The organism is Terasakiella sp., assembly GCF_048267425.1.
Lineage (GTDB): Bacteria > Pseudomonadota > Alphaproteobacteria > Rhodospirillales > Terasakiellaceae > Terasakiella.
In genome coordinates this window covers 130151-147434 of the sequence record NZ_JBLWXN010000006.1, presented here as the reverse complement: position 1 = coordinate 147434, position 17284 = coordinate 130151, and the positions used below count along the sequence as shown (strand labels likewise).

Sequence of the window (17284 nt, the reverse complement as noted above, 5' to 3'; positions counted from 1 at the left end):
CCTCTCCAGATAAAGAGAGGGTATGTTTTTATAGGCCTTCTATTGCGCTTCTTTCACCAAAATATTCAGGTGATAGTCACGAGAGCCCAATAAATTGTTGATACAGGTCAGGCGTTTGAAATAATGACCGACGCTGAGTTCGTCGGTGACGCCCATGCCGCCGTGCAATTGAACGGCTTGTTGACCGACGAACCGTGCTGCATTGCCGATGCGAACCTTTAACATGGCGCAGGCTCGTTCAAAACCTTCTGCATTTTCTGCGGTTTCAATGGCTGCATAGTATAGCATGGATTTGGCTTGTTCCTTTTCCATGAACATATCGGCAGTACGGTGTTGCAAGGCTTGGAACTTGCCAATGGGGGCGCTGAATTGTTCCCGTACGCCTAAATATTCAGCGGTCAATTCGACCAGCTTTTCCATGATGCCGACGGCTTCGCCGGATAGATTGACGATCCCTTCCAACAGAACACGATGAACCGCGTCATAGGCTTGGTCCAGTTCCCCGATAACCGTGGTTTCGTCAAGGTTGACATTGTCAAAAGTAATGTCGGCGGCACGCAAGCCGTCATTTGTTTCATAGCCCTTGATCGCCACGCCAGCTGTATCGGGGGTGAGGTTAAAAACACTCAGTCCGTTTTTATCACCATTTTGACCGGAGGTCCGGGCAACCACTAACAACATGTCGACGTTTTGTGCGTCCAGAACCACAGACTTCTTACCGTTTAACACAAAGCCGTTACTGCTTTTTTGTGCTGTGGTGCGCATTTGTGTCAGATCAAAGGGCGCATGGCCTTCGCTGTGGGCGAGGGTAAGTTTTTGTGTCCCGGCAATGACATTTTCCAGAATGGTTTCTTTTTGATCATCACGGGCAAACTTGTTGATCAGGTTGGCCCCCAATAAGGCCGTGGCGAAATAAGGTTCGACAACCAGCCCTTTTCCTAGTTCTTCCTGTAAGATGATCGTATCCAGAACACTGCCGCCAATACCGCCGAAATCTTCGTCTACAGGCAGGGCAAGCCAGCCAAGTTCTGCGAAGAGTTCCCAGTTTTTCTGGCTATAGCCCATCTCGCTTTTGCTCAGCTTGCGACGGGTTTCAAAGTCATATTCTTTCTGAATGAATTTGGACGCACTTTCGCGCATCATTTCTTGAATATCGTTAAGAGAAAAATCCATGATCCGTCCTCTCCCTATAGCCCAAGCACTTGCTTGGAAATAATGTTTTTCTGAATTTCGTTGGTGCCGCCGTAAATGCTGACTTTACGGTTGTTGTAATAAGTCGCACTGGTTTTTGCGGCAAATTGCGGGCCGACAGGTGTGTCATTAAACCCGTCACGGTATTGATCCGGGACATAGGGCAGGGCATATATGCCTGCAACTTCGACAAACAGTTCATTTAACAACTGCATAATCTCTGTCCCTTTGATTTTCAGGATTGAGGATTCCGGCCCCGGTGCCTTGCCCGTGGAAACAGCGGATAAAACACGAAGTTCGGTATATTCAAGGGCTTTGAGTTCGATTTCCGCTTCGATCAAACGGGTCATGAAAACGGTGTTTTCTTTCATATTGACCAGTTCATCGTTCTGGGCATCGACCATGCGTTTCAGCGATGCCAGCAGGGCTTTGGACTCTGCCACGCGTGCAATGCCGGTGCGTTCATGGGTCAATAACACTTTGGCATAAGTCCAGCCTTTGCCTTCTTCCCCGATCAGGTTTTCTGCCGGGACACGAACATCTTCAAAGTGGACTTCGTTGACTTCATGGGTGCCGTCGATGGTAATGATGGGATGAACACTGACCCCCGGTGTTTTCATATCAATCAGCAGGAAACTGATGCCTTGCTGTTTTTTACCCGTGTCGTCGGTCCGCACAAGGCAGAAAATCCAGTCGGCATGCTGGCCCAATGTGGTCCACGTTTTTGTTCCGTTCACGATGAAATCGTCACCGTCACGCACCGCCTTGGTTTTGAGGGAGGCCAGATCAGACCCTGCATTTGGTTCAGAATAACCCTGACACCACCAGACGTTGGAGGCCAAAATATCAGGCAAGAAACGTTTCTTTTGTTCTTCATTGCCATAAGTAAAGATAACCGGGGCAACCATTGTTAAACCAAAGGGGATAATGCGTGGTGCATTGGCCTTGGCTGCTTCGTTTGCGTAAATGTATTTTTGTGTGGCGCTCCAACCTGTGCCGCCATGTTCAACCGGCCAGTTGATCCCGGCCCAGCCTTTGGCGTGCAGGGCCTTTTGCCAACGAACGTGATCGTCTTTGCTCAGGTAAATGCCTTTGGCTTGTTTTTCCTTGATGTCTTTGGGAAATTCGTTGGCAAAGAAATCCTGTACTTCTTTGCGAAAGGCCAATTCCTCGTCTGTTAAATGAATATTCATTGTGTCACCATTTTCAGTAAATAGATCATTGTTATTTCAGGGTTTCTTTGCGTGCGGTTTTAGATGCATCCGATTGCAAAAGCCGGTTAAAGGTGATGGCTTCGGCTTCGATTTGATCTGCGGTCGCATCTTGCAAGTGGGCTTTCATCAGGCGCTTGGTTTCCATTAGGGCCTGTGGGTTCTGTTGAACCAGCTTTTGAGCTTGTTCCCAGACAAAATCATGAATGTCATCTGGGGGAAGGATGCGATTGACAATGCCGTGCTCTTTGGCTTCTTCAGGGGTGAAATAATCACCTAACAGAAAAAGCTCACTTGCGGCGCGATGCCCGGCTTTTTGCGGTAATAACAAGGTAGAACCGGCTTCCGGGCAAATCCCCAGATTGACGAAAGGCAGACGCAGGCGGGCGTTGGTGGCGGCATAAACCAGATCACAATGCAGCAGCAACGTGACGCCAATCCCGATTGCCAGACCTTCGACCTGCGCAATAAGTGGTTTTTTGACGCGATGTAGGGTTCTCAGGAAGAGGTGACCTTTTGACGGCCCATTTTTAGGACGATTGTTGAAATCACCAAGGTCGTTTCCTGCGGTAAAAACATTTCCTTTGCCCCGAATCAGGATAACGCGCACATCTGTGTTGGCTTCGCCATCTTCCAACATGGTGCGCAGCCGGATATACATATCGTTGTTAATCGCGTTTTTTTTATCAACACGGTCCAATTCAATGATTTGAACGTGATCTTGAACGTGGGTTTTAATGAATTGCTCACTCATTGGCTTACCTTCCCGTCAAAATGATCAAGGCGGGACAAGGCGGCTTGGTATTCGTCTTTCAATGTTGCGATGATATTGGCAAGCGATGTGATTTTGTCGGTCATGCCTAAACTTTGTCCGGCAGAAAGTACGCCTTTGGTGACATCCCCTGTTTCGTAGGCGGTTTTGCCGATTTTTCCGGCCACGTGAGGCAAAAGCATGTCAATCGTGATATCGCTTTGTTCGCGTTCAATCGCCTGTACATAGTCAGTGGTATGGTTTTTAAAAGCACGCACTGTGTTGCGAATACTGCGCATGATCAATGCCGTGTCGCTTTCAGAAGCATGGATCAATGCTTTTTTATAATCAGGATGCGCCCAGATTTCTTCAGCAACTAAAAAACGGGTGCCGATGACAACTCCGCTAGCCCCCATTGACAAGGCGGCGACAATTTGGGCACCGTGACCGATCCCACCGCCGATAAAATAAGGGATATTCAATCGTTTCAGGGCGAGAATGGAATTCACCATACTGCCGATCATTTCTTCACCTGGATGACCACCGCATTCCGCCCCGACAATTGAAACGGCATCAACACCGATTTGCTGGGCCTTTTGTGCATATTTAACGGCGGGCACCTTATGAATGATTTTAACACCCCCATCTTTGAGCAACTTGACATAGGGTTCCGGGTTACGACCGGAGGTTTCCACGACCTGAACACCTTCATCAATAATCAGGCGAAAGACATCTTCGGTTTTTTCTCCGGGGACCAGTTTGGGCAGCATGGAGACATTGACCCCGAACGGGGCACCGTTGCTTTGTTGGCGACATTTGCGAATTTCGTTACGCAAATCGCCCTCGTCCGGGAAACTGGCGGCGGTGATGAAGCCTAAAATACCGGCACGGGCACACGCGCTGACGTAATTGGCATCGGACAACCACATCAAACCACCGGCAAGTATCGGGAACTTCAGTCCGAATGTTTTAATGAGATAATCCTGACGTGAAGGTATCGGCGTGTTCATCATTGCGTGCTTTCTTCCCAATCACTCAGGCTTGTGTTTGTTTCAACCAGATTTTGCAGCAGTTTTGATGGTGTCCAATAAAGGTCGCCGTGGCTTTCGCGATAAGCGCAAATATCTTCATAGACTTTGTTCAAGCCACGGGTTTGCGCAAAGAACATCGGGCCACCGCGATATTTTGGGAAGCCGTAGCCAAAGCAATAGACGACATCAATATCACTGGCACGCTGGGCAATGCCTTCTTCTAAAATCTTGAACCCTTCATTAATCAAGGCCAGCGACAAACGGTTGAGGACTTCTTCATCACTCATAGCTTTGCGCGTAACGCCAAATGCAGCGGCCTCACGTTCAATGATATCATTGACGCTGGGGTCTGCCGTGCGGGCCTTGGTTTCCGGATCATAGATATAATAACCGGAACCGGATTTCTGACCGATCCGACCCATTTCAAACAAGACATCGGGAATGCGATAACTTTTGGGGTCACCTTTTTGTTCATCACTTAAGGCTTGGCGGGCCTTGTAACTGATATCCAATCCGGCAAGGTCGGCAACCATTAACGGTCCCATTGCCATCCCCCAGTCCATCATGGATTTGTCGATTTGTTCGGGGCTTGCCCCTTCGATCAGGCACATTTGAACTTCACGTTGGTACTGGCGCAACATGCGATTGCCGATAAAGCCATAACAGACACGAGCCTGAACCGGGACTTTCTTGATTTTACGGGCAAGGGCCATTGCACTGGCCATGACATCGTCCGCCGTTTCATCAGCGCGTACGATTTCCAGCAATTTCATAATGTGTGCGGGGCTGAAGAAATGCAAACCGATCACATCTTGGGGACGCTTGGTAAATTGGGCGATTTCGTTGATATCGAGATAAGATGTATTGGTTGCCAGAATTGCTCCGTCTTTACAGACTTGATCAAGTTTGGTGAATACGTCTTTTTTAACCTCAATACTTTCAAAAACGGCCTCGATGACCAGATCGACATCTTGCAAGTCATTGTAATCCGTTGTGCCGCTGATCAAGGCAATCCGCTTTTCGCTTTCTTCTGGGCTGATGCGGTTTTTTGCCGCCATTGAACGGTAAATTTTGGCGACATTGGCAAGGCCTTTGTTTAACGCATCATCATTGATTTCCAGCATTTTTACCGGGATGCCTGCGTTGGCAAAATTCATGGCGATACCGCCACCCATCAGGCCGGCACCGATAATGGCAATGGACTGGATGTCGCGGGTGGCGGTATCTCTGGGGAGATCTTTAATCTTGGCAGCTTGTCGTTCGGCAAAGAAAATATGGCGCAGTCCGGCAGATTGATCGGAGGCACGACATTGTAAGAAGGCATCGCGTTCTATTTTCATACCATCGGTAAAGTTTTCTTTTGTGGCGGCTTCGACGCAATCGACAATCAATTGGGGGGAGTTTTGATTGCGTAACTTCTTTGCGTATGTTTTGCGATATTGATCAAATATCGCACCGTCAAAGCTGTTCTGGTCGATTTCTTGTTCGCTGGCACGGCGCAAAGGTGCCTTCTGAGCAACCAATCCTTTGGTGTAGGCCAAGGCCTGTGTTTTGAGGTCGCCTTCTGCAAAAACATGATCAATAAGATGATCCTCAAGGGCGGTTGATGCTGAAATTGGTTTACCGGACAAAATCAGATCCAATGCCACTTTTACACCTGCCAGACGTGGCGTGCGTTGTGTGCCGCCCGCACCGGGAAGCAGGCCAAGGTTGACTTCGGGCAGTCCGACCTTGGCACTGGCAAGGGCACAACGATAATGACAGGATAAGGCTGTTTCAAATCCCCCGCCTAAGGCTTGACCGTGCAGGGCCGCAACAATCAGTTTATCTGATTGTTCGAGCGTATTGAGAACATCAGGCAAAAAAGGTTCTTGCGGTGGTTTACCAAATTCGGAAATATCCGCGCCTGCGATAAATGTTTTGCCTGTGCAAATCAGCAACAAGGCGTCGCTTTCATCATTTTGGGCCTGAAGAACGGTTTCAACCAAACCGACACGCACCGCATGGGACAGGGCATTGACCGGCGGGTTGTCGATGGTAATGATGCCGATATTCTCAATAATTTCGTAACTGACGGGGGACATGAAACTTGCTCTCACTTATTGGTTTTACGCAAATGCGTCATTGCAGGTTGTGTCAGCCTGCTTTAAACACGTTCAACAACAACGGCGATACCTTGGCCGATACCGATACACATGGTCGCCAAGCCGTAACGACCGTTTGTGCGTTCCAGTTGGCGTACAGCCGCCCACAAAATGCGCGCACCACTGGCGCCTAAGGGGTGACCGATGGCAATGGCACCGCCATTGGGGTTTATGCGGGGATCATTATAGGAAAGACCCAGTTGGTTTAAACATCCCAAGGCTTGTGTCGCGAAGGCTTCGTTGAATTCCATGACATCAAGATCGTTAAGCGTCAGGCCTGCGCGTGCCAGTGCTTTTTGTGTTGCACCGACCGGACCAAGCCCCATAACCCGTGGGGGCACACCGACGATTGCCGAACTGACAATACGGGCACGCGGCTTCACGCCGCTTTTCTCACCAATAGCTTGGCTGCCGATCAGGACTGCGCTGGCCCCGTCATTGATGCCGGATGCATTACCGGCTGTGACCACGCCATCGGCAAACAGAGCGCGGAGTTTTTGTAAGGACGCGATATCACTGTTCGGGCGGGGGTGTTCGTCTTCGCTGATAATGACTTCGCCTTTTTTGCGACCCATATAAACAGGGATGGGAATAATCTCGCCGTCATAGTAACCGTCCTTGTATGCGGCTTCGTATTTGAGTTGGGAGGCAAGCGCAAAGGCATCGCTTTCTTCGCGGGTGATCCCAAGGTCATGGGCGATATTGTCGGCGGTTTCGGGCATGGAGTGAGCACCGAACTGTTCCAGATGTTTGGGGTTGCTGAACCGTGCGCCCATTGTTGTATCGGCAATGGTTTGTTGACGATCAAAAGCAGATTGTGCTTTGGACAGGACCAACGGAGCCCGGCTCATGGCTTCTACACCACAGGCAACGAATAATTCACCTTCTCCGACTTTAACGCAACGTGCGGCATCAGCAGCAGAAGCCAGACTGGATCCGCACAGGCGATTAAGCGTGATGCCACCTGTTTCCATCGGCAGACCGGATAGAAGACCGGCAAAACGTGCCACGTTGCGGCTGTCTTCACCAGCTTGATTGGTACAACCCGCGATAACGTCTTCGTAGTCCTTTAAGTCAAAATTGTTTCTGTTGATCAAAGTTTTGATGACATGAGCGAGCATGTCATCAGGACGCAAAGAAGATAATGCCCCGCCATGTCTGCCAAACGCCGTTCTGCCACCGTCATATATATATGCATTAGTCATTAAAGGACTCCAAATTAGTTTCGCATTGCGAAATAAAATTCCGAAAACAAGATATAGATAATTCATATCATCTAAAATTGTCCATATATTTTTTCAAAAAAAGAACATTTTAATGTAAAAAATAAACCATATATTCCGCTATGCGGTATTTATTTTTGTTTACAGCATGTGTAAAGGTGAGATAAAACGCCTTTAGAAGATGTTTAAAAGTTGCGCGAATATTGAAGGAAAAGCGTAAGATGAATAAGAACGAGAAAGTTTTAGGTCAGGATGTAGAGGAGGTTATTACCGCGCTTCCTCAACGCGTGAGCCATAAAATCTGGGAATGGATTGAAAAGACGCCGACCCGCGATGCGGTCAGCGATCCGAAAAAACAGTGGACCTATGCGGATCTGGGAAATGCGATTAAAAGCGCGCGCGCGCATCTGGAAGCACACGGCGTGATTGCTGGTGATCGTCTGATGGTGGTGATTGAAAACTGCTGCGCTGTGTTGGCCTTTATGCTTGCTGCCAGTGATATGGATGTGTGGGTTTCTGTGGTCAATGCACGTATGTCCAATGCAGAACTTGACGGTATTCGCCAAGATTGTGATCCGAAACATCTGATTTGTTTTGTTGATTATTCCAAAGATGCGCAGCGTTATGGGGACTTCATTGGCTGTAAGACGGTTGAGGACGACCTGCTTGGCACCTTGATGTGTCAAACCTATCCCGATTCCAAGGCTGAAGCTGTGGAGGCATCTGCTGCAGAACAGGTTTTTGCGATGATTTATACCTCTGGGACGACAGGGAAGCCCAAGGGGGTGATGCTGACCCATCGCAATATCGGTTTTATTGCGACAGTTTCAGGGGCTTTGCGCGGTTTGGAACAAATGGATCGGGTTTATGTGGTTTTGCCAATTTCGCATGTGTTTGGTTTGGCCTCAACCTGTATGGGCAGTTTATTTGCCGGGGCAACCTTGTTTATGGAAACCCGTTTTGATGTCGAAATTTGCCTGAATGCCTTGCGCGACAAGAAAATCACCGTGATGCAAGGCGTGCCGCCAATGTATTCCATGTTGATCGAAGGTTTAAAAAATCATGGCTTGAAAGCCGATGACCTGTTCTTGCGTTACATGTCCGCAGGCGGGGCACCTTTGGACCCGGAAACCAAAACAATTACGGAAAATTTCTTTGGTCGTCCCTTGCATAATGGCTATGGGTTAACAGAAGCCAGCCCGACGATTTCCCAAGTTCGATTAAATGAGAATTTACAAACTTGTTCCGTTGGCAAGCCGATCCCAGGCCAAGAAATAAAGCTGATGAAAACGCCCGATGAAGAAGTTAAGGACGGCGAAACCGGTGAATTATGGGTGCGGGGCCCCAATGTAATGAAAGGTTATTTCAGAAAGCCGGAAGAAACGGCTGCCGTTTTAACTGATCAGGGCTGGTTCAATACGCAGGACTTGGCGCGTCAAGATGAAGATGGCAATCTGTTTATTGTTGGTCGCACCAAAGAAATGATTGTGCGTTCTGGTTTTAACGTTTATCCGGCAGAAGTAGAAGCAACGTTGAATTCCCATGATGGGATTATCCAGTCAGCCGTTGTCGGTGTGGACGTTCAAGGAAATGAAGAGGTTCACGCCTTTGTACAAGTCCCCCGCAAAAGCACCTTAAGCGAAGCTGAGATAAAAGCATTTTGCAAGGAACGGTTGACCGCGTATAAAAGACCCACCTCAATAACAATTCTTCATGAATTGCCAGCCAGTTCCACCGGGAAAATTTTGAAACATCACCTGAAGGAAATGGCAACGGCACAACAAGCCGCTGGTTAAGAATGTCCTATGTGAATGCCTTTCTGCTTATTTTAACCTTGTGTTCGACCATTGTGTTTAAAACACAAGGGGTGGGGGAAATGTTGTTCATTGCCTCCGGTGCAGTTCTGCTTTTCCTCGTACTGACTTGGCAGAAGGTCTCACGGCCCGGTAAAATCTTTATTGCGATTAATATCGTGATGTTAGTGTTATTTTGGGGGGATGGGGTTGATCGCGCTATTGTGGAACAAGGCTTTTCGCGCGTTATCCTGTTTTCCGCCTTTATGATTGCGTTGGTTTTTTTACGGGTGGCGGCGAAACGGTCCTTGATCATTTCGCGCTGTGGCAATTTTTTGATCAATCAGAAACCGGGTAAACGCTATGCCGTGCTGTCTTATGGCAGCTGTCTGCTGGGTGCGATTTTAAGCTTCGGTGCCTTAAACCTGATGGGCCAAGTGATTGCCAATGGCAATACGTTGGAAGCGGCCAAAGGTGATAGCCGTATTCATCTGATCAGGTTGCAACGCATGGTCCTTGCCATGTTGCGGGGCTTTTCGACTCTACCCTTATCGTCGCCTTTTTCCATTTCGATGGCGTTGGTGTTGTCGATTATTCCGGCGCTGGAATGGCAATCACTCATTCCGTTATCCCTCGTTTTTGCCATTGTGTTGATCGGACTGGGCTGGATCATGGACTATCGTGCTTATCCGCCACCAAAGTCCGGGACAGGATTGATTGCTGGACAACGTAAGAATTTTCAAGCTGTTCTGGCTTTTATAGTGATCGTTCTGTGCTTGTTTGGCCTTTCCGGCGGGCTGAGTATGTATATGGGCTATGGCTTGCCGACATCAATTTTATTGGTGAGTCCGCTGTTCGGCCTTGTCTGGTTTTTGATCGAAGGGGGCTTATCCGGTTTCGGTTTGAAATCGGTATCCATGCAGTTTTCCCAAAATCTGGGACAAGAATTAAACGCTATGTCGTCTGAGGTTGCGGTAATCGGCGGGGCGAGCTTTACCGGATCGTTGGTGGCTGCGATTATCCCGGCTGATCTTGTGCAATCTTTAACGGGCTCTATGGGGCTGGAAGGGTTTGCCTTGGCGGTTTTTTGCGCATTGATGGTAACAGGAACCAGTATTGTCGGGGTAAGCCCGTTTGTGTCCGTAACCATTTTGGCCTCAACTTTTGCCAATGTGGCGGCTTTTGGCTTGTCACCTTATGTTTTGGCACTCAGTCTGTTGATCGGTTGGGCAATGGCGTTGAACGCTTCTCCCTTGACGATCTCGACAATTTTAATCGGGCGCATTCTGGATTGTCGTCCGCGTGACATCACACTGGTTTGGAACCTGCGCTATTCTTGTGTGGCGTTGAGTGCTGTCATTGCCATTTTATACGTTTTTCACCTGATATACGATTAAGGCGCAAACCTGTTTTAAAGTCTGCGCCTTGTTGATCGTGTTTAGGCCTGTTTAAGCCGCACCAGCCCTTCTTGAGAGGTACTGGCAACATGACGCCCATCGTGGGTGTAGAACTTGCCGAAATTTAGCCCACGTGCACGCCCAGACCAAATCCCGCTATGCTGATAGAATAGCCATTCATCTGCGCGAAAATCATCGTGAAACCAGATGGAATGATCCAGACTGGTGCCTTGTACATTTGGTGTATTGAAGGTCAAACCATGTGGGCGCAACGAAGCGGCATAGAGAAAAGAGTCGGAAAAATAACCAAGTAGAGTTTGATGAAGGCGAGGGTCATCACCAATCCGTCCCTTGGTTTTAATCCATACACCTGTTTCAGGCGATGTGGGGGTCGGGTCAAACCAATCTATCGGCCCTGTATGGCGGACATCATTGGGGCGGAATGTGATCTTACGATGTGGGTTTTCTTGAATGACAGGGTGAGTGTTCCAACGTTCAGCCTCTTCCATAAAGTTTTCCGGCGCATCGACGCGGGGCATGTCTTTTTGAAAAGTCAGGCCGTCTTCAATGCGATGAAAGGAAAAGGTTGCGCTGTACAAGACATGATCTTCCTGTGTGACGCTGACTTGACGCGTGCAAAATGATTTACCGTCACGGACCCGATCCACATGAAAATGAAACGGCAGGTCCGTTTGTCCGCGATTGAGGAAATATGAATGTAAAGAATGCAGCGATTTGTCAGGGGCCACTTCTTGTTGGGCTGCACTGATGGCTTGGGCGACAATTTGACCGCCGAAAATATGGTTGGGGATAGCGGGAATATAGCGCCCGACGTAATGGCCTTGGGAAATTTTTTCCAGTGACAAGGCGTCCAGAAGCGCCATGAGGTCTTCGGTCATGTGATCCTCATTTATGTATAGTTGGGGGGGAGGCGGCCTTATTTAATTTAAGTTACAGGCCGCTGTTCATGATATCACGGGCAACGTGGATCAGGCGGGGCCCGATGACGTTGAGCAGGGTATCGGTGGAAATAACGTAGCTGGGACCACCGCAACTGATGCAGAAAATTTTATTTTCCGACAGTTTTAACGGTACGGCAACGGTGTTGATGTTGCGATCCCAATCCCCGAAGGAACGGGTGAAGCCCAGTGTACGATAACTTTCCAGCGAATCTTGAATGCTATTTTCAACATCCGGCCAATCCTTATCGTGAATGTCAGCAAGTTGCGGGAGAATCTGATTGCGCTTTTCTTCCGGGATGGCTGCCAGATAGGATCGACCAATCGCTGATTTTCCCATAGGCAACTTACTACCGATATCAACAAGAACGGATTTCAGTTGGTCACCACGACAATATTCAACAAAAATCATTTCGTTTTGAACATTGGTCGCAAGTCCGATATTGACGTTGAACTCGCGGGCAAGTTCCAACATATGGGGTTTGGCGATTTGACGGATCCGCAGATTGGCGGTGTAGGCATGCCCCAGTGTCAGGTTGGTTGCGCCTAACTCGTATTTCTCATTACGTTCGGAATAGACCAGATAGCCCAATTGAGTGAGGGTATAGGTCATACGTGATACGGTGGGTTTAGGCAGGCCTGTGATGGAGGCAATATCCTGATTCCCAAGTGGACCCGACATTTTGTCAAACGCGCTGAGGATTCGCAGGCCGCGGGACAAAGCTTCTACAAATTTTCTGTCTTTTGTTTGTTCTGTATCGGTCATTTTGATCTTCTTGGGATGGAAAACGTGATTTTAGAATAGCTTGGAAGATACATCAATGGGGTAACTCTGTTAATAGGCGTTGAACTATCTAGTATAAAAATAACCATAGTTTGTAAAATAATGCAATATAAATTTCGCTATGCGGAATTAAATTTTAATATTTGACATGGAAATTTCATTTAAATATAAAGAATGACAACTTGCTTCCATTCAAATGTCGAATTGCGTCGCGAGAGTAGTAAAAACACAAACAGGTTGAGGCGAACATGAAGTTTTTAAGTCTTTCCGGATTTATCGGTTGTGCATTGGGTATGGCATTGGGTGCCGGTTTTTCCAGCCCGGCTCATTCGGCCAATTTCGTTATTGGGGAACATACACCCCTGAGCGGTAAACTCGCACGCGTCGGTACAGGTTCCCATCGTGGTGTCATGACAGGTATTAAGGTGCTGAATGATAAATATGCGGGTCAGCATACATTCGAACTTAAAACCATTGATGATGAAAGCTCCCCCGCAAAGGCCGTGAGTGCGGTTGAAAAACTGGCAAGCGAAGGTGTGATTGCCTTTAGTGGTGGTTACGCATCCGGCGTTATTGGTCCGGCGTCTGAAGCTGCCAACAAGGCACAAATTCCTTATATCACCTTTGGCGGTGTTGCGTCGGCTTTGTCCAAACGTGGTCACGAAGGTTTCTTCCGCATTAACAGTGCTGCTGGTTATGGCAAGGCAATTGTTGGTTTGGTTGATGAAATGGGGCTGAAAAGCGTTTCAATCGCTTATTCCAACAAAGAAGCTACGCACAAAATGGCGGGCTATATTGAGAAGAAGTTAAGTGAAAAAGGGCTGAAAGTCTCTACGCACGAATATGATGCCCATGTTAAAGATTTTAAATCCATCGTAAATAAGATCAAATTGCGCGATCGTTCCGAAGCCATTCTTATGGTTGGGTATGAAAGCGAATATGTCGGCATCTTACGGGCGGCAAAATTGTTGAAACCGGATGTAAAAGCCATGATCGGTGTATGGTCCTTGGCGACTGGCAAGATGGCGAAAGAATTCCCGGATTTGATGGAAAATGTGTATGGGACAGCGATGTTACCGTTCCCGGTTTCTTTCAATTCCCCAAAACAAAAACTCTTTTATGAGGCGTTTAAAGCCAACTTCAAGGATGAGCCAAGCTATCTGGAACAATTCGGTTACGTTCAAACCCGCTTGTTAGGCGAAGCCATTGTGCGTGCGTTTGATAAAAACGAATTGAACCTGAAAGGTATTGCAGAAGAACTGCGCAAAACTGATGAGGAGACCGTTTCCGGTCGGGTTCGTTTTGATGAACATGGCGACAACCCGGAATTTGTCCAGCGTGTCGGTCAGCATCAAAAAGGGACCATTCCGCTTGTCTGGCCTGCGACTTCGAAGACAGGCGAGAAAGTGTTCCCTGGAACACCTTGGCAGTAAGTATACAGCAATAACATATAAACCCGGGCTTCGGCCCGGGGACCTGAAGGAAGAAGAAAGATGGAACTTACGGCCCAGGCGATCTTCACCGGACTGTTGATGGGGGGCTTCTACGGACTTGTTGCCGTTGGGCTGGCTCTTGTTTTCGGGACGATGAAGGTAATTAACCTCGCGCATGGCGAGCTGGTGTTGTTAGCTGCATACATCGCTTACGCGGTTGAAAGCCAAACCGGGATTAACCCTTTATTGGCAATGCCGATTGCAATGGCGGTTGTGATTGCAGCCTCCCTGATCACCTTTTATCTAACCAATAAAATCAAAAAAGATCGGGAGCTTAATTCCCTGATCCTGACGTTTGGTTTAGGGATCGTCCTAACCAACGGCTTGTTGATGGTGTTTTCTGCCGATATTTATTCGACACAAAGCGCGTGGTTTATGGAAGGTCTGGTGATTGCAGACTCTTTATTTAGTATGCGCAGTGAAATGCTTGCGTTTGTTGTTGGTCTGTGTGCGTTGGGTGGCCTGTACTGGTGGTTAAACCATACGTGGCATGGTCGGGCAATCCGCTCGGTCTCGTCAAACCGGGATGCTGCCAAGCTGATGGGGATGAACCCAACCAAGGCAGAGCTTTGGTCATGGGGGATTGCAGGCGTTTTGGCCGCCTTGGCGGGGGTCATGTTATATGTGACCAGTGTTATCCATCCCCCGATTGGTCATAGTCTGACAATCAAAGCCTTTATTATCACTGTCCTTGCCGGTATGGGGTCTATTCCCGGTGTGCTGGTCGGGGCCTTGATGATTGGTGTCATTGAAGGGCTGACGACAACGTTTTTCCAATCTTCACTTTCAGAACTGGCAAGTATGACCGTTTTCCTTTTGGTTCTGCTGGTTATGCCGTCCGGTTTGTTCGGGAAAAAGGGGGGCCATTAAGATGAATATTAAAATTTCTGCACTCATGTTGGCCGTCATGTATCTTGGCGTCCCGTTTCTCCTTGGCGGCAATGATTATTTGATCGGTCTTGTCGCATCGGCTTTAATCATTGCCGGTGTTGCGGTGGCCTGGGCCTTGCTCGGTAATCTTGGCGGGATGGTCAGTTTCGGACACGCCGCTTTCTTTGGTGTTGGGGCTTATACGTCGGCTGTCTTAACGATGGATTATGGGGTACCCGTCTTTGTCGCTCTTGTTGTCGGTGGGATTGGTGCGAGTTTGTCATCTATCTTTATGATGCCGGCGCTTCGATTACGCGGTCCCTATTTCGCCTTGGCCATTCTGGCTTATGCTGAAATTTTTAAAATTTTGGCAACCGAAGCCACGGGCTTGACCGGTGGGGCTGGTGGGTTGCTCAGTATTCCGTCTTTGCCTGTTTTTGCCGGGGTCGATTTTGGGACAAAATTAGGGGGCTATATCGTTATTTTGAATATCGTTACCCTGATGTTGATTACCTATTACTTCATCCGTCGCAGTTCCTATGGTTTGGCGTTAAAAGCCATGCATGATTCCGAACTGGCAACACGGATTGTCGGGGTTCCTGCCACCTATTTGAAAGTTGTTATGTTGCTTGTGTCTGCCTTTATGACCGGTGCGGTCGGGGCGTTTAATGCGCATTATATTAACTTTCTTGAACCTGATTATGCGTTTTCCGGGACATGGACGGTCTTTCCGATTGTCGCGGCAATTTTCGGGGGCTACCGCACGCTAAGCGGTCCGGTTTTAGGGGCACTGTTTATTTATCTGGTGGATCAACTGGTCTTTAAAAACCTGATACCGCAAGGGCATCAAATGATCCTTGGTGTGATGTTGGCCGGGATGATTATTCTCAGCCCGTCCGGTTTGTTGCCAGTGATTACCAACCTGTTTACGCGAAAAAAACCGGATAACAAACGGGGGGAGGCACAACATGCTTAAAGTCGAAAATCTAAGTGTGAATTTTGGCGGTGTGCGCGCCCTTCAGAATGTGAGTTTCGAAGTCCAAAAGCACGAGGTTCTGGGTCTGGTTGGTCCGAACGGGGCCGGTAAAACGACAAGTTTCAACGTTTTGTCTGGCACTGTGCGCCCAACGTCGGGAAGTGTAACCTATGACGGGCATGATATTTTGAAATCTTCCATGCATCAACGCGTGACGTTTGGGATCGGGCGAACATTTCAAATTCCCCAACCCATGCATGAATTGAGCGTACGCGAAAACCTGATCGTGGCCCAACGTTTTGGCCGTCCCGATGGCAAGGTTAAGCAAGAACGAATTGATGAAATTTTGGAATCTGTCAATCTGTTGCATAAGGCAGAGGCAGACGCGGCAACCGAATTGGCCTTGACGGAGCGTAAAGCCCTTGAAGTTGCCAAAGCGTTGGCGACGGAACCGACTTTGTTGATGCTGGATGAAGTTTTGGCGGGGTTGGAAACGACCAGTAAAAAGCTGTTTATGCAAACCCTGAAGGACATTCGCGAGAAGTATTCCCTGTCCATGATTGTGATTGAACACGATATTGAAACAATTATGAATATGTGTGACCGCGTTGTGGTCTTTAACTTCGGCAAGGTTATTGCCGATGGCGATCCCGAAGAAACCTTCCGCAACCCTGAAGTAGTAAGGAGTTACACCGGTGAAGTACCTGCTTGAGACTGAAAAATTAAGTGCCGGTTATGGGGCGATGGAAGTCTTTTGGGATTTGTCGCTGACGTTTGAGGCCGGGCGGACCACAACAATTGTAGGTCCGAACGGTGCCGGGAAAAGTACGTTTTTGAAAACCCTGATGGGGCTGATTGAACCACGCGAAGGCGATATTCGTTTCAAGGGACAAAGCTACGTCAAGGAACCGACATGGAACCGGATTAACGATGGCTTGGTTATGATCCCGGAAGGGCGTTTACTCTTTTCTGATTTGAGTGTGGAAGAAAACCTCATCATGGGGGCTTATCCGAAGAAAACACGCAAATCGATGGAAAAAAACCGGGAACATGTTTTCCAGTTATTTCCGCGTTTGAAAGAACGACGCAATCAGGAAGCCGGAACCCTATCCGGTGGTGAAGCGCAAATGCTGGCCATTGGCCGGGGATTGATGGAAGAACCGGAAATCTGTCTGGTCGATGAACCTTCCCTTGGTTTATCCCCGGTGATGACCAATGAAATTTTTTCAATCTTTCGAGAATTGAAAGAAGATAAGATGACAATTGTGTTGGTGGAACAAAATACCAATCAAGCTTTGAAAATTGCCGATCATGTTTATTTGATGCAAGCCGGTAAAGTTACTTTGTCAGAACCGCGTGAAGCCGTGGATTTGCAACGACTTGAAGATTTGTATTTTGCAAGAACCGCATAAATTATGAACTTAGACCAAATAATCCCTAGATTTGGTTTATTGCCCTTAT

At 48.2% G+C, this 17284-nt stretch carries 15 protein-coding genes; 7 read left to right on the top strand and 8 right to left on the bottom strand.

Annotated features, from left to right (window positions below):
• Positions 1–39: 39 nt before the first annotated feature.
• The 6 genes from ACN0VA_RS11155 to ACN0VA_RS11130 all read right to left on the bottom strand — a co-directional run bounded on the left by ACN0VA_RS11155 (position 40) and on the right by ACN0VA_RS11130 (position 7533).
• The gene (locus tag ACN0VA_RS11155; protein ID WP_417821227.1) at positions 40–1173 is read right to left on the bottom strand and encodes an acyl-CoA dehydrogenase family protein; all 1134 of its coding nucleotides are present in this window, start codon (positions 1171–1173) and stop codon (positions 40–42) included.
• Between the two features lie 14 nt (positions 1174–1187).
• Entirely contained in the window at positions 1188–2384 is a 1197-nt protein-coding gene (locus ACN0VA_RS11150; protein ID WP_417821226.1) for an acyl-CoA dehydrogenase family protein, read from the bottom strand.
• Positions 2385–2415: 31 nt separating this feature from the next.
• Positions 2416–3156 (bottom strand): enoyl-CoA hydratase, encoded by a 741-nt coding sequence (locus ACN0VA_RS11145; RefSeq protein WP_417821225.1) that lies wholly within the window; start codon positions 3154–3156, stop codon positions 2416–2418.
• Positions 3153–4166, bottom strand: a complete 1014-nt coding sequence (locus ACN0VA_RS11140; protein WP_417821224.1) for an NAD(P)H-dependent flavin oxidoreductase — start codon at positions 4164–4166, stop codon at positions 3153–3155. The genes ACN0VA_RS11145 and ACN0VA_RS11140 overlap by 4 nt, the downstream gene beginning before the upstream one ends.
• Positions 4163–6268, bottom strand: coding sequence for a 3-hydroxyacyl-CoA dehydrogenase NAD-binding domain-containing protein (locus ACN0VA_RS11135; protein WP_417821223.1), 2106 nt, complete (start codon positions 6266–6268; stop codon positions 4163–4165). Before ACN0VA_RS11135 ends, ACN0VA_RS11140 begins: the two co-directional genes overlap by 4 nt.
• A gap of 62 nt (positions 6269–6330) precedes the next feature.
• Positions 6331–7533, bottom strand: coding sequence for a 3-oxoadipyl-CoA thiolase (locus tag ACN0VA_RS11130; protein ID WP_417821222.1), 1203 nt, complete (start codon positions 7531–7533; stop codon positions 6331–6333).
• A gap of 239 nt (positions 7534–7772) precedes the next feature.
• Between ACN0VA_RS11130 and ACN0VA_RS11125 the strand changes: the two genes are divergently transcribed.
• Together ACN0VA_RS11125 and ACN0VA_RS11120 are read left to right on the top strand one after the other, a co-directional pair.
• Complete coding sequence (locus ACN0VA_RS11125; RefSeq protein ID WP_417821221.1) at positions 7773–9347, top strand: class I adenylate-forming enzyme family protein; 1575 nt, start codon at positions 7773–7775, stop codon at positions 9345–9347.
• A gap of 2 nt (positions 9348–9349) precedes the next feature.
• A complete protein-coding gene (locus ACN0VA_RS11120) occupies positions 9350–10741 on the top strand; it encodes a hypothetical protein (protein ID WP_417821220.1) in 1392 nt (463 codons plus the stop codon).
• 41 nt (positions 10742–10782) lie between these two features.
• On the opposite strand, the gene ACN0VA_RS11115 is transcribed toward ACN0VA_RS11120, so the two are convergent.
• Together ACN0VA_RS11115 and ACN0VA_RS11110 are read right to left on the bottom strand one after the other, a co-directional pair.
• On the bottom strand, positions 10783–11640 hold the full coding sequence (locus tag ACN0VA_RS11115) for an acyl-CoA thioesterase (protein ID WP_417821219.1): 858 nt from the start codon (positions 11638–11640) through the stop codon (positions 10783–10785).
• A 52-nt stretch (positions 11641–11692) separates the two neighbouring features.
• On the bottom strand, positions 11693–12466 hold the full coding sequence (locus ACN0VA_RS11110) for an IclR family transcriptional regulator (protein ID WP_417821218.1): 774 nt from the start codon (positions 12464–12466) through the stop codon (positions 11693–11695).
• 266 nt (positions 12467–12732) lie between these two features.
• On the opposite strand from ACN0VA_RS11110, the gene ACN0VA_RS11105 reads away from it, so the two are divergent.
• The 5 genes from ACN0VA_RS11105 to ACN0VA_RS11085 are packed head-to-tail and all read left to right on the top strand — an operon-like array spanning position 12733 to position 17235.
• Complete coding sequence (locus ACN0VA_RS11105) at positions 12733–13917, top strand: ABC transporter substrate-binding protein (protein ID WP_417821217.1); 1185 nt, start codon at positions 12733–12735, stop codon at positions 13915–13917.
• A gap of 60 nt (positions 13918–13977) precedes the next feature.
• The gene (locus tag ACN0VA_RS11100) at positions 13978–14847 is read left to right on the top strand and encodes a branched-chain amino acid ABC transporter permease (RefSeq protein WP_417821216.1); all 870 of its coding nucleotides are present in this window, start codon (positions 13978–13980) and stop codon (positions 14845–14847) included.
• 1 nt (position 14848) lies between these two features.
• Complete coding sequence (locus tag ACN0VA_RS11095) at positions 14849–15823, top strand: branched-chain amino acid ABC transporter permease (RefSeq protein WP_417821215.1); 975 nt, start codon at positions 14849–14851, stop codon at positions 15821–15823.
• Positions 15816–16535, top strand: a complete 720-nt coding sequence (locus ACN0VA_RS11090; protein WP_417821214.1) for an ABC transporter ATP-binding protein — start codon at positions 15816–15818, stop codon at positions 16533–16535. Before ACN0VA_RS11095 ends, ACN0VA_RS11090 begins: the two co-directional genes overlap by 8 nt.
• Entirely contained in the window at positions 16519–17235 is a 717-nt protein-coding gene (locus tag ACN0VA_RS11085) for an ABC transporter ATP-binding protein (RefSeq protein ID WP_417821213.1), read from the top strand. Before ACN0VA_RS11090 ends, ACN0VA_RS11085 begins: the two co-directional genes overlap by 17 nt.
• The last annotated feature ends 49 nt before the right edge of the window (positions 17236–17284 follow it).